The organism is Paenarthrobacter sp. NPDC090517 (genome assembly GCF_044769165.1).
GTDB lineage: Bacteria > Actinomycetota > Actinomycetes > Actinomycetales > Micrococcaceae > Arthrobacter.
On record NZ_JBIVXN010000001.1, the window covers coordinates 1,311,878 to 1,331,621 of the forward strand.

20 protein-coding genes are annotated in these 19,744 nt (G+C 60.2%); 6 read left to right on the forward strand and 14 right to left on the reverse strand.

The features are described 5' to 3' along the window. Positions 1-5: 5 nt before the first annotated feature. Complete coding sequence (locus ACIQTW_RS06085) at positions 6-1,349, reverse strand: purine-cytosine permease family protein (protein WP_402934811.1); 1,344 nt, start codon at positions 1,347-1,349, stop codon at positions 6-8. Positions 1,350-1,534: 185 nt separating this feature from the next. On the opposite strand from ACIQTW_RS06085, the gene ACIQTW_RS06090 reads away from it, so the two are divergent. After that, the gene (locus tag ACIQTW_RS06090) at positions 1,535-2,398 is read left to right on the forward strand and encodes a carbohydrate kinase family protein (protein WP_402934814.1); all 864 of its coding nucleotides are present in this window, start codon (positions 1,535-1,537) and stop codon (positions 2,396-2,398) included. Here the strand turns inward: ACIQTW_RS06090 and ACIQTW_RS06095 are convergent. Beyond that, the gene (locus tag ACIQTW_RS06095) at positions 2,395-3,630 is read right to left on the reverse strand and encodes an ROK family protein (protein ID WP_402934817.1); all 1,236 of its coding nucleotides are present in this window, start codon (positions 3,628-3,630) and stop codon (positions 2,395-2,397) included. The two genes, ACIQTW_RS06090 and ACIQTW_RS06095, sit on opposite strands and share 4 nt — an antisense overlap. A gap of 524 nt (positions 3,631-4,154) precedes the next feature. On the opposite strand from ACIQTW_RS06095, the gene ACIQTW_RS06100 reads away from it, so the two are divergent. After that, positions 4,155-6,257: a carbohydrate binding domain-containing protein gene (locus ACIQTW_RS06100; RefSeq protein WP_402934820.1), complete on the forward strand. Its 2,103-nt coding sequence runs from the start codon at positions 4,155-4,157 to the stop codon at positions 6,255-6,257. Between the two features lie 80 nt (positions 6,258-6,337). Here the strand turns inward: ACIQTW_RS06100 and ACIQTW_RS06105 are convergent, their stop codons facing one another. The 3 genes from ACIQTW_RS06105 to ACIQTW_RS06115 all read right to left on the reverse strand — a co-directional run bounded on the left by ACIQTW_RS06105 (position 6,338) and on the right by ACIQTW_RS06115 (position 8,308). Next, on the reverse strand, positions 6,338-7,186 hold the full coding sequence (locus ACIQTW_RS06105) for an alpha/beta hydrolase (RefSeq protein WP_402934823.1): 849 nt from the start codon (positions 7,184-7,186) through the stop codon (positions 6,338-6,340). A 71-nt stretch (positions 7,187-7,257) separates the two neighbouring features. After that, positions 7,258-7,590 carry a hypothetical protein gene (locus ACIQTW_RS06110; protein ID WP_402934826.1) on the reverse strand — a complete coding sequence of 111 codons (333 nt, stop codon included), beginning with the start codon at positions 7,588-7,590 and terminating at the stop codon, positions 7,258-7,260. Next, positions 7,577-8,308, reverse strand: a complete 732-nt coding sequence (locus ACIQTW_RS06115; protein WP_402934831.1) for a GAF and ANTAR domain-containing protein — start codon at positions 8,306-8,308, stop codon at positions 7,577-7,579. Before ACIQTW_RS06115 ends, ACIQTW_RS06110 begins: the two co-directional genes overlap by 14 nt. Before the next feature lie 187 nt (positions 8,309-8,495). Here ACIQTW_RS06115 and ACIQTW_RS06120 point away from each other — a divergent pair, with 187 nt between their 5' ends. Next, a complete protein-coding gene (locus tag ACIQTW_RS06120; protein ID WP_402934833.1) occupies positions 8,496-8,678 on the forward strand; it encodes a hypothetical protein in 183 nt (60 codons plus the stop codon). A gap of 32 nt (positions 8,679-8,710) precedes the next feature. Here the strand turns inward: ACIQTW_RS06120 and ACIQTW_RS06125 are convergent, their stop codons facing one another. Beyond that, positions 8,711-9,088, reverse strand: coding sequence for a hypothetical protein (locus ACIQTW_RS06125; protein WP_402934836.1), 378 nt, complete (start codon positions 9,086-9,088; stop codon positions 8,711-8,713). Between the two features lie 355 nt (positions 9,089-9,443). On the opposite strand from ACIQTW_RS06125, the gene zwf reads away from it, so the two are divergent. Then, on the forward strand, positions 9,444-10,991 hold the full coding sequence (gene zwf / locus ACIQTW_RS06130) for a glucose-6-phosphate dehydrogenase (protein WP_402934839.1): 1,548 nt from the start codon (positions 9,444-9,446) through the stop codon (positions 10,989-10,991). Continuing rightward, positions 10,988-11,893, forward strand: a complete 906-nt coding sequence (locus ACIQTW_RS06135) for a glucose-6-phosphate dehydrogenase assembly protein OpcA (protein ID WP_402934842.1) — start codon at positions 10,988-10,990, stop codon at positions 11,891-11,893. Before zwf ends, ACIQTW_RS06135 begins: the two co-directional genes overlap by 4 nt. On the opposite strand, the gene ACIQTW_RS06140 is transcribed toward ACIQTW_RS06135, so the two are convergent. Continuing rightward, a complete protein-coding gene (locus ACIQTW_RS06140) occupies positions 11,890-12,687 on the reverse strand; it encodes an aspartate dehydrogenase domain-containing protein (protein ID WP_402934845.1) in 798 nt (265 codons plus the stop codon). The two genes, ACIQTW_RS06135 and ACIQTW_RS06140, sit on opposite strands and share 4 nt — an antisense overlap. A 47-nt stretch (positions 12,688-12,734) precedes the next feature. Beyond that, positions 12,735-13,292: a MarR family winged helix-turn-helix transcriptional regulator gene (locus ACIQTW_RS06145; RefSeq protein WP_402934848.1), complete on the reverse strand. Its 558-nt coding sequence runs from the start codon at positions 13,290-13,292 to the stop codon at positions 12,735-12,737. Between the two features lie 199 nt (positions 13,293-13,491). Between ACIQTW_RS06145 and ACIQTW_RS06150 the strand changes: the two genes are divergently transcribed. Continuing rightward, positions 13,492-14,010, forward strand: a complete 519-nt coding sequence (locus ACIQTW_RS06150; protein WP_402934850.1) for a cupin domain-containing protein — start codon at positions 13,492-13,494, stop codon at positions 14,008-14,010. 112 nt (positions 14,011-14,122) lie between these two features. Here ACIQTW_RS06150 and ACIQTW_RS06155 read toward each other — a convergent pair whose 3' ends face one another. Genes ACIQTW_RS06155 through ACIQTW_RS06180 form a run of 6 tightly spaced genes read right to left on the reverse strand, consistent with a single transcriptional unit; the run spans position 14,123 to position 19,677 of the window. Next, the gene (locus ACIQTW_RS06155; RefSeq protein WP_402934853.1) at positions 14,123-15,223 is read right to left on the reverse strand and encodes a VanW family protein; all 1,101 of its coding nucleotides are present in this window, start codon (positions 15,221-15,223) and stop codon (positions 14,123-14,125) included. A gap of 9 nt (positions 15,224-15,232) precedes the next feature. Beyond that, the gene (locus ACIQTW_RS06160; RefSeq protein WP_402934856.1) at positions 15,233-16,327 is read right to left on the reverse strand and encodes a Rieske 2Fe-2S domain-containing protein; all 1,095 of its coding nucleotides are present in this window, start codon (positions 16,325-16,327) and stop codon (positions 15,233-15,235) included. A gap of 3 nt (positions 16,328-16,330) precedes the next feature. Beyond that, the gene (locus tag ACIQTW_RS06165) at positions 16,331-16,549 is read right to left on the reverse strand and encodes a recombinase-like helix-turn-helix domain-containing protein (RefSeq protein WP_091470632.1); all 219 of its coding nucleotides are present in this window, start codon (positions 16,547-16,549) and stop codon (positions 16,331-16,333) included. Next, positions 16,542-17,168 carry an alpha/beta fold hydrolase gene (locus ACIQTW_RS06170; RefSeq protein ID WP_402934860.1) on the reverse strand — a complete coding sequence of 209 codons (627 nt, stop codon included), beginning with the start codon at positions 17,166-17,168 and terminating at the stop codon, positions 16,542-16,544. Before ACIQTW_RS06170 ends, ACIQTW_RS06165 begins: the two co-directional genes overlap by 8 nt. Positions 17,169-17,184: 16 nt before the next feature. Continuing rightward, positions 17,185-18,855, reverse strand: a complete 1,671-nt coding sequence (locus ACIQTW_RS06175; RefSeq protein ID WP_402934863.1) for a thiamine pyrophosphate-binding protein — start codon at positions 18,853-18,855, stop codon at positions 17,185-17,187. A gap of 33 nt (positions 18,856-18,888) precedes the next feature. Continuing rightward, positions 18,889-19,677, reverse strand: coding sequence for an SDR family oxidoreductase (locus ACIQTW_RS06180; RefSeq protein WP_402934866.1), 789 nt, complete (start codon positions 19,675-19,677; stop codon positions 18,889-18,891). Between the last annotated feature and the right edge of the window lie 67 nt (positions 19,678-19,744).

The following is a 19,744-nucleotide window of genomic DNA, read 5'->3' on the forward strand; positions in this document are numbered from 1 at the left end:
GCTACTCATGGTGCAGTTACCGATTCTTCCTTCGTAGTGGATTCATTGGTTGGTTGGGCGTCGCCGTAGGACCGTAGGAGGTTCAGTTTCCCGGCGATGATGTAAAGGACGAACGCTGCGGCCAGGGAGTTCAGGGCCGGGAGCCCGAAGGTGACGAAGTAGCCCAGAGCCGCCGAGACCGTCCAGATGACGAAAGTGGCAGGGATCCAGTTGGGCGATTTGGCTGGCGGAAGTCCTGCGTCTCGGTTTGCTTCCAGGAGGGGCCGCCATTTCTTGACGACGAAGTACTCCGCCATGATGATCCCGGCGACCGGTGGAAAGACGACGCCCAGCACCATGAGGATGTCTATGAACTTGTCCAGGATGCCGATTGCCGCCAGGACGCTTCCCACCACACCCAGCAGCAGGGTGACGTGTCCCCGGTTCAAGCGTTTGTTCATGGCGCTGTTGAAGAACGACACGACACCGAGCCCGGCACTGTAGAGGTTCCAGTCGTTGATCTTGGACGTGCCAAGCACGATGATCAGGATGCCCACCCAGCCCACCGAGGAGAAGATGATCTGCGTGACATCCGCCGTCTTCACGGCGTGGGCCAGCAGGACTCCGATCATGCCGATGGTGTAATTGCCGAGCGTCGTGCCGACGACGGTCTGCTTGACTACGTCGCCAGCTGTCCGGTTGTAGCGGGTCATGTCGGGTGTAATGACTGCCCCAAGTACTGCGCTTCCGGCAACGATGGTGGTAGCGGTGACGAAATCCAGGGGCGGGCCCGGAGGGGCATCGTTGATGAGCTGGCTGATGGAATGGTTGTTCAGTTCTGCCCACGCCGCCCAGCCGATCAGGATCATAAACAAAGGTACGGTGATGTTGGCCAACCACTGCATTGATTCGAAGCCCCGGACGACGATCAGCGTGACCACCAGGCCAAAGCCCAGCGACCAGGCCCATGCGGGAACTTCAGGGACAATTTGGTTCAAGCCAGCGCCGGAGATGGCGGATTGGATACCGAACCAGCCGATGAGGCTGATGCAGATTGCCAAACCAAGAACTGACGCGCCGCCGCGGCCGAAGCCGGTCCAGCGGGCAAGCATGGAAGTTGTGAGGCCTTGGCGCATGCCGGCGATGCCGACGAAAATCATGAGTGCTTCCACAATCAGAGCGCCAACTGTGAAGGCCCAGAAGGCGTCCCAGAAGGTCATTCCGAAGCCAAAAGTTGCCCCAAGAAGAAACTGGCTCAGGTCAGAAGTCTGACCAAAGCGTTGGACCGCGATGCCGAACCAGTGCTTCCGCTTCGTTGCGGGGACCCTGGTGATGGAGTAGTCATCGTGCCCTGTGTCGGAGGTGGACATGACATGCATTCCTTTCGAGTGATTCACTTCACAGTATCCGTGGAGCACTCGAGGGTCATTGGACAATGTGCAGCCTTGGAGGCTCTGGATCATGCATGTTGCACAGCCCTCTTTGGGGCTTTCGCAGACGGCCATTGCTACGGCGGCTCTGTACCAGTGCGCCAAATGAGTGATTGGATATGGCCATGTCTGCTCCTCCCTCTGTAGCTGTCTGCGGCCCCGCATCGTGGAATCAGCTCATCCTTCTCGACCACCTTCCGGAACCTGTCCCCCACATGCAGTTTGCCCGCCGCTCGTGGCACACCATCGGAGGGACCTCCGCTGGCAAGGCCCTGCATCTGGCCGGGTTGGGTACTAATGTGCGGTTGTGTTCGCCTCTTGGAACTGATGCCGAGGGCCAGCGGATCCGCAGCGCCCTCACGGCAGCCGGGGTCGACGTCGAGCCCTTGGCGTCCGAGCAGACCGAACGCCACGTCAATTTGATGTCCGACGACGGGAAGCGGGTGTCGCTGTACCTTGCGGTTCCGTCCACGCCCACCGAGCACGAACTCAGCATCGCGGCTGAGGCGGTGGCTGGCGCCGACGTCGCCGTCGTTGACCTCAGCGAACTTGGTGCGCTCCTGTTGCAGCGCTTGGACGCTCAGGAGACGCCCATTTGGGCGGACCTTCACGACTACGACGGATCGTCAGAGTTCCATGAACCGTTCCTTCGCGCTGCCACAACGGTGTTCATGAGTGACGACAGTGCAGAAGACCCGTGGGACCTTATGCGCTCAAGCCTGGAGCGCGGCCCCCGCTTGGCCGTTTGCACCCGCGGAGCAGAGGGTGCAATTGCACTGGAGGCTTCCGGGGCACGCCACGAGGTCAGCGCTCTTCCCGCCGATGTTGTTGATACCAATGGTGCCGGTGATGCCTTCATGACCGGTTTCCTCGCCGCGACACTCCGCGGTGCCACTATTGACGATGCCCTGGCGGCAGCCGCGGCACAGGCCCGCACCGCGGTTGAAAGTGAGCATCTGCACCCGAAACTTTCGGAGCTGCTGACCTAACTGTGGTGTAGCTCGATGTCCAGGGTTTCCTTCTCGACGAAGTCCAGCGCGCTTCTAACTGCACCCATGGTCACCACCGCATCACCCAGGGGTGAAACAGCCAGCCGCGGAGGTGTAGCGGTGAATTGGGGCAGTTGCTCAGCAATTGGGTCCAGCAGTGCGCCTGCAGACTTGGCAACTGCACCACCTATCACCACAAGCTCCGGGTTGTGGATGGTAGCGACGGCCCCGATGACCCGTGCCATACGATCGGCAAGCCGATCCAGAATCCGCCGTGCCACAGCGTCACCTTGGCGAGCGGCAGCGAAGACGTGTTCAGCTTCAATTGCTTCAGCAGGATATTCGCGGAGCAGCGTGTCATCACTTCCCGCGAGGGCCTCCGCAGCCCAAGTGCGTGCCATCAAGGCAATCCCAAAAGTATCCCCCACACCCTCAACTTGTTTGAGGAATGCCAGCTCGCCGGCGCCTCCACCACAACCATGCAGAAGCCGGCCGTCGTCGATCACTCCGGAACCAAAGCGCTCACTGGCGAGGATAACCACGACGTCGTCCACCCCCACTGCTGAACCGCGCCAACGCTCGCCAAGGGCCGCCAGGTTTCCGTCATTGGCGAGCAACACCGTCCACCCGTGAAGCTCCTTCAGTGCCGATTTCAAGCCAACGTCCAGAAGATCCCAGAAGGGTTGAGTCACCAACACATCGCCGTTACGGCCCACCGGTGCCGCGATTCCGGCACTGACTGCGAGAACCGCATCGGGGGTGACGCCGGCCTTGCGAAGGGCTTCACACGCCGTACTGTCAATGGCCGATACACGCTCGCGGGGACTGATATCAGAGCCCGGAATGCTGTCGTCGGCCGTGATCTGAACTCCACGGAACTGCTGGCTCACCCTGCCCACGATTTCACCACGAAGGTTGGACACGACGGCCGTCACCTTGGAGACACCCACATCCAGGCCAACGACGTATCCCGCTTCCTGGTTCAGAACGAATCGTCGGGCCGGCCGCCCTTTGAGGTACTCACCAAACTCGCGCTGGTTTTCAAGCTCCGTGATCCAACCCCGGTCCATAATCTCTTCACAAACAGATATCGCAGTAGCCCGGGCGAGCCCGGTGCCCTCCATGACGTCCGAGATCGTGACGATGGTGGAGGCCCTCATGAAGTCCAGGACCGATCTGAGGCTTGCCCGCCTAAGCATCTGCGGCGTGGGCGAGGAGGAAGGGACGCTCATTGGGTCTTGACCTCTCTGTAGCTCAGGTCACATAATACTTCAGGCACTAAATTTTGAGTCCAAATTAACTTCGGAGACACAATGAATGCAGCCCCGGACCATTCAGGAACCCCTGCCGCAAGCGAATCAACCGTGGACCGCTGGAACGCCCTATGGGAGCCTGCCGCCCGCCGGTACCAGCCCGTCGTCGACCATCCGACGCCTCCCGCACCTTCCGCAGCCCCCTCATCATCATCAGAGCCGACAGTACAGCTCTAGCCAGGCCCCTCATCCTCGTCCTTCTACGCTTTGTCCTGCCAAAACCCAGTCCTTCCGCGGGCGAGCTTTTTCGTGCCAAAGGCGTGCTTTCTCCAATCTGTAAGCGCTTCCAGTTTTTACTGAATTTCGCTTGTTTATCCGTCGAACTCCGCCTACCTTGATGGGTAGCCGTCATCGTGACGCGGCCGCCCGTTCCGCACGGGCGGCGTCAGCCGCTGCCAGGACTCCCGGCCTGTTGCGGCCTCTCATTGAGGAGACTCACCTCTATGCCAGCACACGACGAGGACGTCACAGTCCGCTTTTCCAGCAATGGGAAACGCTTTCAGTTATTGGCCACGTTGGTTCTCATGGCCTTCTTCGGCACCCTCTTTTCCTCCACAGCTTCTGCTCCACCGGCCCTCGCCGCAGCTCCCGGGCCCAAAGACGCAACTGCGGTGATGTTCTCCTGGACATGGAACGCAATCGCCCGCGAATGTAAGGAGAACCTGGGCCCGGCCGGATACGGATACGTGCAGACATCTCCCCCGCAAGAACACGTACAAGGACCGGAATGGTGGACCCACTACCAGCCCGTCAGCTACAAGGTTGAGTCACGGCTCGGCACGCGGGCCGAGTTCAAGCAGATGGTGGACACCTGCCACACCGCGGGTGTGAAAGTGATTGCGGATGCCGTGATCAACCACATGTCCGGGAAGAGCGCGGGCGGAACAGGTTGGGCAGGAACCATATTCCAGCACTATGACTACCCAGGAAACTACCAAGGGCAGGACTTTCACTCGTGCCGCAGGGACATCGCGAACTACCAGAACCGCTGGGAAGTTCAGGAGTGCAATTTGGTCAACCTCTCGGACCTCAACACGTCCTCCCCTTACGTTCAGGGACGAATTGCCGGATACCTCAATGACCTTGTGAGCCTGGGAGTTGACGGGTTCCGGATTGACGCAGTCAAGCATATTGCGGCCAGCGACATGCAAGGAATTCTTGCCAAGGTCAACGACCGCGCAAGGCTCTACGTGGTTCAGGAAGTTATCCGAGCCAACGAACCGATCCAGCCGGAGGAATACACCAGCAACGGTGATATCCACGAGTTTGCCTTCGCCCGCAAACTCAAAGAGGCCTTCAACGGCGGGAATATCAACTGGCTGATCACGGGTAATGGCATCGGCTCCAGCTGGGCAGGATTCCTTCCTCAACAGAACGCCGCAGTCTTCGTCGACAACCATGACACTGAGCGCAATGGTGAGACACTCACCTACAAGGACGGGGCAAACTACGATCTTGCCCAGATCTTCACCATGGCGTGGAACTACGGATCCCCCTCGATCCATTCGGGTTATTCCTTCTCGAACAATGAGACAGGACCGGCGGTTGCCTCGAACGGAGAAGTCATGGATCCCGTGTGCGGCCAGAATGGCTGGACCTGCAAGCATGCGCAAACCAACATCGAAAACATGGTGGGCTTCCGCAATACAAGCCATGGTGCGCCGATCGTCAATAAGTGGGACAACGGCTCTAATGCCATCGCTTTTGGTCGTGGTGACAAAAGCTATGTGGCCATCAACCGCGGCAATGCCATCACCAGGACTTTCCAGAGCTCCCTTCCCGCTGGCCGCTACTGCAACGTGATTCTGGGACTGCCAACAGCTACAGGCTGCTCGGCAGGTGACGCGGTAACCGTGGACGCATCCGGGACTTTCCAGGCCACCGTCGGCCAAAACGCAGCCCTCGCTTTGCACATCAACGCAAAAGCAGGCGGGCAAACAGAGCCGGGAGCAACCAACCTCAAGGTGTACTACTCCACTACCAAGGGCTGGAACTACTACAAAATGCATTACCGCGTGGGCACCGGCGCCTGGACAACTGCACCCGGCGTCACCATGACCGCCGCCTGCCCTGGGTGGGTCTCGTACACCATCCCCGCCGGCTCAGCCGGTGCAACGGCTGCGTTCAACAATGGAAGCGGCGTATGGGACAACAACAACACCAGCAACTACGCCTTGGACGGTGGGATCGCGACGGTGAACGGCAATGTGGTTAGTCATGCCGATCCTTGCAGCAGTGCATCTACCAATGGGCCAACAGACACCACAGTGCTGTTCTACTCAACCAACAAGAATTGGTCCGGCTATAACGCCCACTATCGTGTGGGCGCCGGTGCATGGACCGCTGCCCCGGGCGTGGCCATGGCCGCCTCATGCCCTGGTTGGGTAACTACCTCCATCCCCCTCAACGGAGCTTCCGGCATCACCGCAGCCTTCAATAATGCGGCCGGAACATGGGACAACAACGGAACAAACAACTACACCGCTGGTCCCGGTTACCAGCAAGTGAAAGACGGAATCGTCAGCCAAGGAAACCCTTGCGCTTGACGTACTAGACCTCACGGGATGGGGCCTTCCTATCCCGTGAGCCGGGAAGGAGGCGGCGCCGGGTTCCGGCGTCGCCTCCGCTAACCAGTCAGAGACCACTTGGCCATAAGGTCAATGGCTGGGGTGAAGGAGTCCAAGCGTGGTCGGTTCAGGAAGGCGTGTCGGGTTTCTTGTATGGTGTGCTGCTCGACGTCGACTCCCGCGCCTAGTAGTTCGGCAGCGAATCGGTCACCCGATGTACGCATTACGTCGCGATCTGCATTGATCATCAGCGTCGGAGGGAAGCCGTCCAGTTCGTGGCCTCCCGGGAACGCATAGGGGTCATTCAGCGCGGCTCGTGAGCCAACGTAGTTGCGGTTCACAGCGTTCAGGACCAATCGGGAGTGCGTCAGCCGGCGGTGATCGCGAACCCGTCGCCGGATCTCGAGGGACGCAATGTGCGAGGAGTGAAAAAAGCCGTAGGCAAGGATTACACCCTTAGGCGGTGAGCCCGTGTCGAGCGCTTGGAGTGCTGCTGCGGCCGCAAGGCACGCCCCGGCGCTTGCACCACCGAGAATTACCCCTCCTGCAGACTGGCTGCTGACACTCTGAAAAGCTGTCAGCAGGTCTTCCACCGGGAGTGGAAACCGTCCCCGGGGCCGCACGTCTCCTCTGCGGATCCACGAGAGTCCAGGAACCGGAGCAAGGCGATAATCAACCGTGACCACCGGCAGACCTCGTTGAGCAAGCGCCCAGGCCACGTCGTTTGCTTCAGGCTGATCAAGACCACCGGAAAAGAAGCCGCCGCCATGCGCCCAGACTAACGTCGGAACTTCTGTTGTCTCCGAACAAGCGGCTGCCGGGTGGTACCAGCGCATCGGGACTGGATGGTGCCCAGCCATAGCATGGCGAATCGTTGGTTCATTGACATCGCTAAAGGAAACCGCCATGGACTCGACCCTAGCGTCAACCGCGCTGAGGGGCCGCACTCACTTACGGGCGCTTACGTTCAGGCGCATCTCTACAGCCCCTGTTGCCGCCCTTCGCGCGGTTGCACTGGCCCGCTCAGAGGCACTTGTTCGTTGTACGGTGCGCGGGGTGGGGCAGGTAGTTCATCGATAAGTTCATTTGCCGCGTGCGCCAGCAGATCCCTCTGCAGTGCAGGCAGGGAGTGGAGTGACTGAAGGTAGGCATCCACCTCATATTCGCCAACCATCCCGCCAATGGAAAAGTAGCGCAACCACAGATCCTCCTCGGGAATACCGGCGCTCGCCAGGGCTTTGCGTAGACCCTTGAGCTGGAGTTGTTCTTGAAGAGGTAATCCCTCGCAACGTTTCCGCTCAGGTTCCGCCATAAGATTCCCCCTTCCTCCCGCCGCTGAGGATCTCGGCGCTGACGGAGGCCAGGGACTGCTTGGACGCTTGGGACATATTCAGCAGTTCCCGGACCGCATCCTCCTCGGTCATTCCCTGTTGGCCCATGAGGTAACCCTGCGCACGGCTGATGGCGTCCCGGCTGGTCAAAGCCTCGACCAGACCTTCACTGAAGCGCTTCGGTGTCTCAGAGCTCTGAATGTTGTCCAAGAGGATGGCGGCAGAGGCCGCAAGCTTCTCCAAAGGACGCGCCGTCGTCTGGTCGTAGGCGTCAGGGGCGCCCGCGTAGAGCTTCATGGCTCCAAGACATTTGGTTCCGCGTATCAAGGGGACGCTGATGACTGAGGCAATCTGGAGTTCCCGCGCGGACTCGGTCCACAGCGGCCAACGATCATCAGTTTGGGCGTTGCGGACGATGACGGTGCGCTCGGTTGCCCACGCGGTCAGGCACGGGCCCTCCCCTAGCCGGTACTGCGACTGGTCACCCTGGATAACCAGGGGATCCGTTGCCCCCGCACTGGTTCGGTTGCCCTGCTCATCAATGAGGGAGACTCCGGCTCCGGCGCTGCCTGGAAAGGCATCCCGGATCCCTTCCGCAAGAAGCTGGACTGCCCGGTCTACCTTTTCCTCTGTCAGGAGTAAGCCCTTGATCCGGGCCAGAGTAAGAGTGAGTTCATCGAGGGGAAGTTGCTGGGACATGATGAAAACAACGGCCTTCCGCGGGATATGGATCCCGCCGATAACTTCAGGCCGCTTGCTGGACCTGGTTCATTCTCAGAATAGGCATAGCAGGATTCGCTTCGTCAACGGACGCGCGCCCATAAGCGGAAAATGGCTGTGCCCTCACGAAAGAACAGCACTAAAATTGACGTCAGAGGGTATGGCGATGTCCTTGGCTTTGGTTGTTGCCCTGGTCGTGATGGGCTTGATTTCCCTGGCAGCTGCGATAGGCGCAGTGGTCCTGGTGATCCGTGATGGCCGCGGTGAGATTCCCTTGGAACCGTCCGTCCGACCATGGGTTGCTGGCAACCTTCCGAGTCGCCCCTACTCCACACTGCCGCGTATATAGCGCGCACACGCTACAAATCACACCACGGCGACTTAGGGCTGGACGTGGCGCCTTAGGGCATCCAAGGTGGTTTCCGGCGAGGTGTTAAAGCAGAACTGGATGCCGGGCGACTCTGCGCTACAGGTGTTAATCACCCGTTCGAAGAGTTCCGTGTAATCCGGGACCATCCTGATGCCACCGCCGACCATCACCAGCCCGAAAGCGTCACGGTCAAAAGCTTCCCGGATCTCCGCTTCGGCCTCGTCCGGTGAGGTTCCAATCAAGCAGGACACAGCATCAAAACCCGCGGCGATGGTCGCTCCGAAGCCAGCCTCGATCCGCTCGGTCATGGTGGGTTCATCGAGACCGGGAGGCAGCTTGCTGTAGTCGAGGGCGTTGGCGCGGATACCTATCATCAGGATTCGGGTCATGCCGCTCACTGTGCCACTCGGCGTTTCCGTCTTCAACCGTTTCCGTCTGTAGCAACGGTGAAATGAGATCGTCGACCTCAAACGACTCATCCACAAAGAAGCCCCACCCCGTTCATCCGGCTGGGGTTTCCAATAGTGGTGTAGCCCAGGTAGAAGCGGTGGATGGGCCCCCGTACTGCGGCTGCGGCAGGTGCCACATCCATGTGCCGATCATCAGTCTGACGGACGCACCCACAGGTTGGGCTGATTGCGCGCAACCTTTTCGCCGCGTCAAGCGCACCACTACACAAACGGGCAGTGTTTACCATCCATTGATAGCGTTCCAGCGGTCCTTTGAAGGGGGCATGCTGGATGAATGCCCCCTCTTGAGCTTGGATCAGACCGGCGGAATCCTTTGCGGGATCCGCGGGATCGGCGCCTGAATCGTATTGCCGGTCCGTCGTCGTTGGTGTTCTTCGGAGTCACTGGTGATCTTGCCCGTAAGAAGCTGATGCCCGCGGTTTATGACTTGGCTAATCGGGGGTTGTTGCCGCCGAGTTTCGCGTTGGTGGGTTTTGGCCGGCGTGAGTGGGACAACGCGGATTTCGCGGCTGAGGTCAAGGAGAACGTCAAGGCCCATGCGCGGACGAAGTTCGATGAAGCGGTGTGGGAACAGCTCGCTTCGGGGATCCGTTTTGTTCGGGGTGAGTTCGACGACGACGACGCTTTCGAGCGTTTGGGTGATGTGCTTGATGAGTTGGATGAGACCCGGGGTACCCGGGGTAATCATGGGTTCTATTTGTCGATCCCGCCCAAGGCGTTTGAGCAGGTCTGCCGGCAGTTGTCCAAGCATGGTCTGGCGCAGGCGCGGCCGGGTCAGTGGCGTCGTGTGGTGATCGAGAAGCCGTTCGGTCATGACTTGGAGTCGGCGCGGCAGTTGAACGACATTGTCGAGTCGGTGTTCCCGGCTGATGCGGTGTTCCGGATTGACCATTATTTGGGGAAGGAGACGGTGCAGAACATCCTGGCGTTGCGTTTCGCGAACCAGTTGTTCGAGCCGCTCTGGAACGCCAATTATGTGGATCATGTCCAGATCACCATGGCCGAGGACATCGGCACCGGTGGGCGTGCAGGCTATTACGACGGTGTGGGCGCGGCCCGGGATGTGATCCAGAACCACCTGCTGCAGTTGCTCGCTTTGACAGCCATGGAAGAGCCCATCTCCTTTAATGCCGATGATTTGCGGGCGGAGAAGGAAAAGGTCCTCGCCGCGGCCAAACTGCCCGAGGACCTGTCGACCCATTCGGCGCGGGGTCAGTTCACCGGTGGGTGGCAGGGCGGGGAGGAAGTCCTGGGGTATTTGGACGAGGACGGCATCCCGGCTGATTCGAAGACCGAAACGTATGCTGCGATCCGGGTGGATATCAATACCCGCCGCTGGAATGGTGTGCCGTTCTACCTGCGGGCCGGGAAGCGCCTCGGCCGGCGCGTGACGGAGATCGCCGTGGTCTTCAAACGCGCACCCAACCTGCTGTTCCGTGACCACAACGATGATGACTTTGGTCAGAACGCGGTGGTGATCCGGGTCCAGCCCGATGAAGGCGCCACGATCCGCTTCGGCTCCAAGGTCCCGGGCACGCAGATGGAAGTCCGTGATGTGACCATGGACTTCGGCTACGGGCACTCCTTTACCGAGTCCAGTCCCGAAGCGTATGAGCGGCTGATCCTGGACGTGCTCCTGGGCGAGCCCCCTTTGTTCCCGCGGCACCAGGAAGTGGAACTGTCCTGGAAGATCCTTGACCCGTTCGAGGAATACTGGGCCGGTCTGGACGAACAACCCCAACCCTACGCACCGGGCAGTTGGGGGCCGGCCTCGGCCGATGCCCTGCTGGCCCGTGACGGACGAACCTGGAGAAGGCCATGATCGTAGATCTTCCCGATACCACCACCTCCAAGATCTCCAAGAAGATCATGTCGCTGCGCGAACAAGGCGGCGTGATCGCGTTGGGTCGGGTGCTGACGTTGGTGGTGGTGACGAAGTCCGGGCAGGAAGAAGACGCCATCGAGGCCGCCAACGAAGCCAGCCGGGAACACCCCTGCCGGATCATCGTCCTGGCCGACGCCGGCGCGGAAGGCCCCGACCGGCTCGACGCGCAAATCCGTGTCGGCGGCGACGCCGGCGCCTCGGAAGTCATCGTCCTGCGCGGGCACGGGCACATGGCCCACGAAAGCGAATCCCTCGTCGCTGCCCTGCTGCTCCCGGACGCACCGATCGTGGCCTGGTGGCCGCACGGCGCCCCGGAAAGCGCGTGCGAGACCTCCATCGGCCGGATCGCGCACCGCCGCATCACCGACTCAGCCAACGAACCGGACCCCCGCCTGGCCCTGGAGAACATCCGCGCCACCTACAAAGCCGGCGACACCGACCTCGCCTGGACCCGCCTGACCAACTGGCGCATGCAACTCGCCGCCGTCTTCGACCACATCGACGTCCAGTCCGTGACCGCCGTCGAGGTTCAAGGCGCCTCCGATTCAGGCAGCACCCACCTCTTGGCAGCGTGGCTCAAGAAGTCCCTGAACGCTCCTACCACCATTGTGGAAGGAGAGCCGGGGATGGGCATCCGGAGAATCAGGCTCCGCCACGATGACGGAGATGTCCAGCTGTCCCGGCCGGGTCACTCAGGGGTGATTCTGACCCAGCCGGGACAGCCCACGCAGCGCATCACACTCCCCCGCAGAAGCCTCAAAGACTGCCTCGCAGAAGAACTCCGACGGCTCGACCCCGACGAAGTCTTCGGAGAAGTGATCGGCGTGGGTCGTGTTTAGATCATCCCGCCGCGTGCGCCGATGATCAGTTCCAAGGACCGGAGCACAGCGAACGGCACAACACCGCTGGTGCGCGGGTTTTGTGGCGATACTTTATTGCAGATTTCAAAGCGGTAATTCCCGCTGTTTCCGGAAGCCTCGATCAAGTGCGTCGTAAGCTCGGCCGCCGGGTCAGCTCTTACAGACACAGCCACAGCGTCCCAGTCGTCTACCGCCAGGGCGACGGCGGCTGCCACGTTGAGCGACTTGGGGAACAATTGCGTGGCTCGGGCGGCGGACCCGGAGAAGATCTCGATGGGGCCGGCCGTATTCCGAATGCGATCAGCCTCAACGTCGTCCATCCACGGCTGAATCAGGGAACCCGGCAGCTTGGTTGTGGTTATCCTTACGGCGTCATAACCCGTTGCGCGGGCGCCCGAAGCCAACAGGTCCAGGCCACCGATGGAGCCCGGGGTCAGGAAAAGCCTGCCAGGACCCGCGGCTGACAATCGCCCTGAGAGCTGTGGGTCTGCAAGCGCCCCAAGTGATGTCGCTAGCAGGTCTACGCCAGCAGAAAGCACAGCCTCACCATGTTCAACCAAGACCTCCTGCCCAGCACATTCAACCAGGAGGTCACAGCGCTCCAGCGCTTGTTCCATCTCAAGCTGCGGTGCCGGCGCGTTGTCTAGGGCGCTGCGGCAGATGATTCCTTCAAGGGTGGCCCCCTTGACCTTTCCAGCGGCAATGTCAGCAGCAACACGAGCCCCAATGGCTCCATGTCCGATGACTCCGATCCTGCGGGCTCCTGGCTTCATTCGATTCCTTGCTTGATGGAGTGGATGGACGAAACCAGCGCCGTGATCTAGACGTTGAGCGTAAGTTCGTCCGCGGAGGAAGCCTTCGGGTCGTAGGCCACGATGGAGGCTTCAGTTTTCTTCAGTAGCAGCGCCAGTTGCTCGATCTCCTTGGAGGTCAGGCCGGCGAGCATATTGCGCTGCGTTTCCAGATGCTTTGAAATGACCTCGTCAATGAGCTCCTTGCCATGGTCCGTCATCTGGGCGTAGACCACCCGACGATCCTCCTTCGACCGAACCCGCTCAATGAGGTTTTGTTCCTCCATACGGTCCAGTCGGAAGGTGATGCCGCCCGTAGTCAGCATGGAAGAACTGGCCAGTTCACCAGCGGTCTTCCGGTGCGGAGGGCCGGATCGACGCAAGTTCGCCAAAACATCAAAGGATGCCAACGTGAGCCCGTACTCCTCGTAGTTCACATCCTGCACAGCTCGCTGCCGTGCCACCAGGCTCTGCAAGCGGCCAAAGACGCCGATGGTCCTGGGATCAAGGTCCGGACGTTCGCGGTGCCAGTCCTCAATAATGGCGTCCACGGCGTCCGTGTCTGTGTTCCGCGATTCGGTGGTCATGCGCACTCTCTCCTTCATTTGGTCTAAGCATCTTAACACTGAGCTTCCCAACGAAGGCAGCAATTCTGAGCACTTCCCACCGGGGTCTTGCAGCGCGTCCTACTATATCTTAGTCTTGAGATAGTTAGAGTCGAGAGAGATTGGAACCATCTCGGCTTTTGCGAACTCAAGCAAATAACCAATCCGAGAGAGGTCCATCATGAGCGACGTTATCGAAAGCAAGTTACCGGAACTTGAGGAACTGATTGATTCGGCCATCGCCTCCCGTGAGAGCCGGGTTGTTGACTTCAATACCCTGAAATTCCAGACGAAGATGGGTGAAAAATTCCGGCGGGGACAAGTCCGCTACATCGGTTCCGGAGCTACCGGAGACCACTCGGACGACAACAACATCCTCCAGGCGGAGCACTTCACCTTTTCCAACATGGTGTTGCCCGCCGGATGCGTAGGTCCTGAACACACGCACCCGGACGTCGAAGAGGTGTTCTTTGTCCTCGAAGGAGAGGTGGAGTTCAGCGTGCACGACGTGGAAGACGGCAACAAGAAAGCAAGCCGCGTGCTGGGCTACCGCGATCTGATCCGCGTCCCGGCCGGGGTTCCCCGGAGTTTGCGCACGGTCAGCGATGTTGACGCAATTATCTGCGTGATCATCGGTGCCATGAAGCCGGAGATCCCGTTCTATCCGCCCACCTCGGAGATGTACGGCGTGACCCGCTAGATCTTCGAGAACCCGGGTACCGGCCGATGTGGCCGGTACCCGGGTTTTGTTTTTGCTGAATGGTTTGGGTGCGCAACGGCATTCCGTACAGTTTTGGAGCTTGACTGCCTGTCTACGCAGGGACCGGAGCTGCCGCGGCATCCTCCGTCACCGATGGAGGACTTGCCAGGATCGGGGCAGTAACCAGCGCACGGTCATAGACGACCAGGGCATTGTTTTCGATGATCTGTTCCTTGGAGGTCACCAAGCCTGTGCGCTTGTCCCTGGTTAGCCTCACCACCCTGTTATGGCGGTAGACCTCTCCCCTGGATTCGTGGAAGTAGGCATCCTCTTCGCGGATGTGGAACTTGACGTCCGGAACACGCTCAGCCCGAAGTTCACCACACAGGTATTCATCATTGGTACTGACCAGGAACTGAAAGGACTGGTCTGTGTCGTTGCGAACCCTATAGTCCAAGTAGTTGTAGATGATTGAGGTGCCCGAGCCGAACGGGATTTGACGGTTGAAGTCCGGAAATAGATCCAAATCTCCATGGTGGTGATGCTCGACCACTGTGAGCTCGCTATGCAAAACCATCCAATGCAGAAGGTTTGTGAACTGACACAGCCCACCGCCGATGCCTGAATCGGCCCGGCCATGGTTGATAACCAAGCCCTCGCGGTAACCCTTCGCTTCGGTGCAACTTCCCACAAGCTTCCAAAATGAAAAAGTCTCGCCCGGACGAATAACCACAGAGTCCACCAGCGGAGCTGCGATTCCCAGACTGACCGCTTTGTTCTCTTGCAGATGCAAGTCCACGTTCCCAAGCTTGCGGCGGATCAGGGAGTTGTGACGATAGACCACCGCCGGCAGATGTTCGCCTGCCCGACGCTTTGCGAACGTCACAGGAGAAAATAAGTCCTGCAACTTCCTCGTCAGAATCATTCGTTGAACAGCAAGTCGGTACGTCAGTGGCGAGAGCTCACAGAACAGTTTTCGTGCCATCGTTCCCCAATAAAAAAGCCCCTTGCGGGGGCCGCCCAACCGGAATGCCGGCATCACTCCAATCATTCCAGACGCTGGATGAAAGGCGGAAAACGAGAGTCGACGTTGTTGCGCCTGGCAGACGCAGTTGCTGCCCAGTCCAGTGAAGAAAGAACCTGCAGCTCGAAGAGTTACGGGCTGCAGGCTCCTTTCCGTATCCACCCCATTGGCCAGTGGAAACACCAGCATGGAGAAGGGCTAGGCGAGTCCCTCTGAGAGAATCGCGGCCTGTTTCTGGGCATCGGCATCGTGGACCCGACGGATCCTGGCTACGCCAAGATCGTGCTGATACAAGTGCTCATCCTTATCCGCATCTGCAGCCAGCGCCTCCAATAATTCCCGGTCCTGTTCCAAGACCACCCAGTGCTTTTCTTCAAGGGTTGTCTTGTACATGAATCGCCAAACGTCCCGTTCCCAGTCTGAAACGGTCCGGGTACGCCAGTGGAAAACGGCGGATGTATGGGCATCGATGGGAGTGGACATTCCTACGATGCCGAACGAACCCCCGGGACCTGCCGAATCGGCATACGGGATCTCCAGGTCCACGTAGTCCATGGCTTCACGGCAGTACTCCACCCAGTCGAAGTTCTTCCCGCGCTGGTCCGTTTTCTCGAAGAAGAATCCACGATCGGTCTCGCGGATGCGGAAACGGGCACTGGTGTCACCGCCAAACATGGAATGCGAGTCACGGTGGAGGAACGCACCGTGCATCGGGTCCAGGACGTTGTCCATGTAGAAACGCCACGGACTATTCCATTCAGCGTAGTTGGAGAACCATGAAACCTCAGGGTTATCCAGGCGATCGGGCAGCTTGAACGGAGTTACCTCGGAGTCCTCGGTCAATGGCATGAAGGCAAAGATCATGTCAGCGCCTTCCTCCACAGCAAGCGAAGCTGTGACTGTCTTACCCTCGAGCGCGCAACCCGGCATGCCCGGAACCGAAACGACGGTGCCGAGGCCGTCCACCTGAACGCCGTGGTACTTGCATGCCACCCGGTCCCCCAGATGTTGGCCCACAGACAAAGGGGCGCTGCGGTGGGGACAGCGATCCTCCAACATTCGAATTTGGCCCCTGGCATCGCGGAACAGCAGCCAATCGACGCCCAGGCGCCGGACTTTAACCATGTCGCCGGGACCCACGAATCGTGACGGGTAGATGGGATACCAGCGGTCCCTCAGTCCCGTGGCTGCCAGTTCTGCGGCATCGAGTTGACGCCGGGTGCCGACGACAGTTTTGGTCTTGGCCCTGCCGGCCCTGGCTCCGGTGGCAGCGCTTACAGTTGCAGTTGTCATGTCCTACTCTCCCAGTCGTCGCATTTCGGAACGGAATCGGGTTTCATCCCACGGTTCACCGTCCGGGGCGTTCAGGCCCAGATTGTTCAACCCCGAGATGATGGCCGGCAGCTCGTGGCTACCACTGGCGAAAATCTCGGACAAGGCTCCGGCGAGCTTCAGCTCATAAGGATTGGCAGGACCCACCCGGGACTGGTTGGCGTCAAGATACTGCTCAGGCACTGTGTTCCTCCTGTGTTTCGGTGACGGTGTGCAGACCTTCAGCGATGTTCATGAATGACCTGCTCCACTCGTTGAATGAGTGGGATCGGCTCTGGTGCGCTGGAACGGCGGTGTTGTCGATGATGACAAAGACTCCGTTCCTGATTCCCCCGGCGATGCTTTGCGGTATGGAGATATCGTTGTCCATGTCCGGGGCGGCGGCAATGACCAACGACGGCGCCCGCACCCGCCGGAGCGTGGCGACGAATCCCTCCACCGATGTGTCCACCACTGGGTCGCCCAGGATGACACTCTTAATCTGTTCCGGATGCCGTGCAGCGAGCATGATGGCCCCGTACGCGGCTGTTCCGCTGGCAAGAATGTGCGCTGGACCGGTGGTGGACTCGGAGAGGGCCGACGAGGCTGCTTCAACCCACGCGTCCATTTGGCCGGGCGGACCGGTGACGTCGCCGTCAACACCGAGTCGGGGTTCCCAGGCACGGGCCCCCAACGCGTCAAGCTGTTGGGCGAACCATTCGGCTGCTCCCTCGCCGCCGTGCAAGCACACGACGTCGTGCTGTGGCACCACCGCGCCTGGCTCATGGCCAAGGCGCGGATCTACTTCCGTACTTGAATTCATGTGCTCTCCTGCTCCTCTACTGCTGTGGGGTTGGAATATGCACCGGCGGAACAAACGCACCCGGTACAGGATCCAAAGCGGTGACGTCGATCTCGATCACCGCCGGACCCCGAACCGCGAGCGCTTCCACCAAGGCCCCGTCAAAGGTGCCGGGGCCGCGCACCCGCCAGAACGGCAGATTCAGCGACTCAGCCAGCAAGGCAAAGTCCGGCGTGTGCAGGTTGACTCCTGCCTCCGCGAAGCCGTTGGCCTTCTGCATGTTGCGCAGAACCCCGTAGCCGCCGTCATTGAACACGAGCACCACGCACCAGACCGCTGATCCGGCGAGGGAGGCGAGTTCACCAAGATGAACGGCCAGGCCACCGTCGCCGGCAATCACTACCGTGGGAACGTCCGGACGGGCACAAGCCGCCCCAATGCCCATGGCCAAACCCTGGCCGATGCCGCCTCCCAACGGAAAGATGTTTGTTTCGCGGGAGTACATCTCCAGCAGGCGGTTACCCCACTGGCTGGAGGGGATGGTCACATCACGTGCTACAACGGATTCCCGATCAAGGCGGTCCCTGAGGCTGTGGCAAATTTCGGCATAACCACCGATGTACTCGGTCAATGTTGCCCGTACCTCGAGGCGTACATCCTGCACGTGCTGCGCCAACGCTGGATCCACAGAATGGCTACCCAACTGGCTAACGATCGCCTCCAGAATTGCCCGGGAGTCGCCCACCAGACCCACGGCGGCCGGATACACCCTGCCCACGGCTTCAGGATTCAGATCCAGCTGAATGTGAGTGGCCGGCAGTTTGAGCGAATAATGCTGCGTCTCGTTGGAACGGAAATGCGTGCCAACACTCAACAACACATCAGACTGTTCGATCAGCCGGACGGCTGCGGGAGTGGTAGCAAAGTTCCCGATGACAAGATGGTCATCCTCTGGAACCACGCCCCGTCCCGAGTTGCTGGTCAGGAGTCCGGCGCCCAGAAAGTGCAGCAGAGCCGCAAGTTCCTTGTCCGCGCCTGCCGCTCCTCCGCCGGCCCAGATGAGCGGGCGCTTGGCACCTGCCAGGAGCCGGACCGCCTCGGCGACCGCATCGGCGTCGAAATCCGGTAAGGGCTTCACCTGCGCGTCGATGGGGCGCTGATCATCCGGATGGGCCAGGTACTGCAAATCTGTGGGCCATTCGATGCTGGCCGGTGTGTGAGGTGAGGAGAGCAGGTGTGCGATTGCCTCCTCCAAGTCAGCTTCCGCGTCCTTGCCGTTGAAGATGGTGCGGGCATAGCCGGAGACCGCGTGAAGCATCTGCAACTGGCGTGGGACCTCATGGATCACTCCACGGTTGCTGCCCATGAACTCGCTGTCGATCTGGCCGGTAATGTGCAGCACACGGCTTCCAGCGGTGAGCGCCTCCACCATTGAACCGGCGGCGTTGCCGGCTCCTGTACCGGTGCTGGTCAGGGCAATTCCGATTTTGCCGGAGGCCCGGGCATACGCGTCAGCCGCGTTGACTGCAGCGGCCTCGTGGCGGACCGCCACAAAGTTCAGCTCCCTGTCCACCGCCTCGACGAGGGGAAGATTGTGAATGCTGATCACGCCGAAGGCCGTATCGATGCCGTGCCTGCGCATTACACGGACCAGGACGTCACCGCCTGTTGGCCCCCTCGGGACCGTTGCTGCTTGTGTCACTGACATATCTGGACCTCTTTCGTGATGAAGTTCCGCTGGCTAGACATAGCGCCCAACGCCACCGCCGACGTCGATGGTTGCTCCTGTGGTGTAGCCGCTGAGGGGCGAGAGCAGCGAAACAATATGGAAGGCCACCTCCTCGGCAGTGCCGAAACGGCCCAGCTTGATGCCGCGGTTGGCAGCGATTTCGGCACTCCAAGCCTCGTAGTCGAGCTCGGAGCCGGCTTCCTCGAAGCGCCGCCGCCACTGACCGGTGTCCACCAGGCCAAGGAGGACCGAATTCACCCGTGTTCCCTCTGTTGCCAGATCTTCGGAAAGGGAATGAGTGAGGTTCAGCAGTGCGGCGCGGGCAGCTGAGGTGGCAGCCAGGCGCAACTCCGGCTGCCGTGAGAGGATCGCATTGACGTTGACCACCGAGCCGTGTGGTGATGCATTCAGGGCAGATCTGGCGGAACGGACCATGTTCAAAACGCCGAAGATCTTCAGGCTGAATTCATCACGCAGCTGCTGGTCCGTGGTGTCCTGGAGTGTGGCCATCAAGGAACGGCCGGCGTTGCAGACCAGGCCATCAACGGCGCCAAACCGATCTAGGGTGCCCGCGATAAAGCTGTTGGTGGCATCTTGGTCCGTGACGTCGCACGAAGCAAGGTAAATCGAGTCCTTGTCCGCCCAGGAAAACTCGTCGAATGCTGCGCCCAAGCGGACGGCGTCGCGGGCACAGGCAGCGACCTTTGCGCCTTCGCTCAGCAAATAGCGTGCAGTGGCAAGGCCGACGCCGGAGCTCGCCCCGGTGACAACCACCGTGCGGTCCTTTAGTTGCAGGTCCATGTGTGGGACTCCTTGTTAGTGTTTTTCTTCGCTGCTGGGCGGTTCGGCTCAGCGATTCAGTGGCTTG

Coding starts and splice junctions, on each gene's coding strand:
- ACIQTW_RS06120 (WP_402934833.1), top strand. CDS start 8,496: ATGTCCTTGGCTTTGGTTGTTGCCCTGGTCGTGATGGGCTTGATTTCC.
- ACIQTW_RS06090 (WP_402934814.1), top strand. CDS start 1,535: ATGTCTGCTCCTCCCTCTGTAGCTGTCTGCGGCCCCGCATCGTGGAAT.
- ACIQTW_RS06140 (WP_402934845.1), bottom strand. CDS start 12,687: ATGAAGCCAGGAGCCCGCAGGATCGGAGTCATCGGACATGGAGCCATT.
- ACIQTW_RS06155 (WP_402934853.1), bottom strand. CDS start 15,223: ATGCTGGTGTTTCCACTGGCCAATGGGGTGGATACGGAAAGGAGCCTG.
- ACIQTW_RS06095 (WP_402934817.1), bottom strand. CDS start 3,630: ATGAGCGTCCCTTCCTCCTCGCCCACGCCGCAGATGCTTAGGCGGGCA.
- ACIQTW_RS06110 (WP_402934826.1), bottom strand. CDS start 7,590: ATGGCGGAACCTGAGCGGAAACGTTGCGAGGGATTACCTCTTCAAGAA.
- ACIQTW_RS06175 (WP_402934863.1), bottom strand. CDS start 18,855: ATGTCAGTGACACAAGCAGCAACGGTCCCGAGGGGGCCAACAGGCGGT.
- ACIQTW_RS06170 (WP_402934860.1), bottom strand. CDS start 17,168: ATGAATTCAAGTACGGAAGTAGATCCGCGCCTTGGCCATGAGCCAGGC.
- ACIQTW_RS06115 (WP_402934831.1), bottom strand. CDS start 8,308: ATGTCCCAGCAACTTCCCCTCGATGAACTCACTCTTACTCTGGCCCGG.
- zwf (WP_402934839.1), top strand. CDS start 9,444: ATGCCCCCTCTTGAGCTTGGATCAGACCGGCGGAATCCTTTGCGGGAT.
- ACIQTW_RS06100 (WP_402934820.1), top strand. CDS start 4,155: ATGCCAGCACACGACGAGGACGTCACAGTCCGCTTTTCCAGCAATGGG.
- ACIQTW_RS06135 (WP_402934842.1), top strand. CDS start 10,988: ATGATCGTAGATCTTCCCGATACCACCACCTCCAAGATCTCCAAGAAG.
- ACIQTW_RS06180 (WP_402934866.1), bottom strand. CDS start 19,677: ATGGACCTGCAACTAAAGGACCGCACGGTGGTTGTCACCGGGGCGAGC.
- ACIQTW_RS06125 (WP_402934836.1), bottom strand. CDS start 9,088: ATGACCCGAATCCTGATGATAGGTATCCGCGCCAACGCCCTCGACTAC.
- ACIQTW_RS06105 (WP_402934823.1), bottom strand. CDS start 7,186: ATGGCGGTTTCCTTTAGCGATGTCAATGAACCAACGATTCGCCATGCT.
- ACIQTW_RS06160 (WP_402934856.1), bottom strand. CDS start 16,327: ATGACAACTGCAACTGTAAGCGCTGCCACCGGAGCCAGGGCCGGCAGG.
- ACIQTW_RS06085 (WP_402934811.1), bottom strand. CDS start 1,349: ATGTCCACCTCCGACACAGGGCACGATGACTACTCCATCACCAGGGTC.
- ACIQTW_RS06150 (WP_402934850.1), top strand. CDS start 13,492: ATGAGCGACGTTATCGAAAGCAAGTTACCGGAACTTGAGGAACTGATT.
- ACIQTW_RS06145 (WP_402934848.1), bottom strand. CDS start 13,292: ATGACCACCGAATCGCGGAACACAGACACGGACGCCGTGGACGCCATT.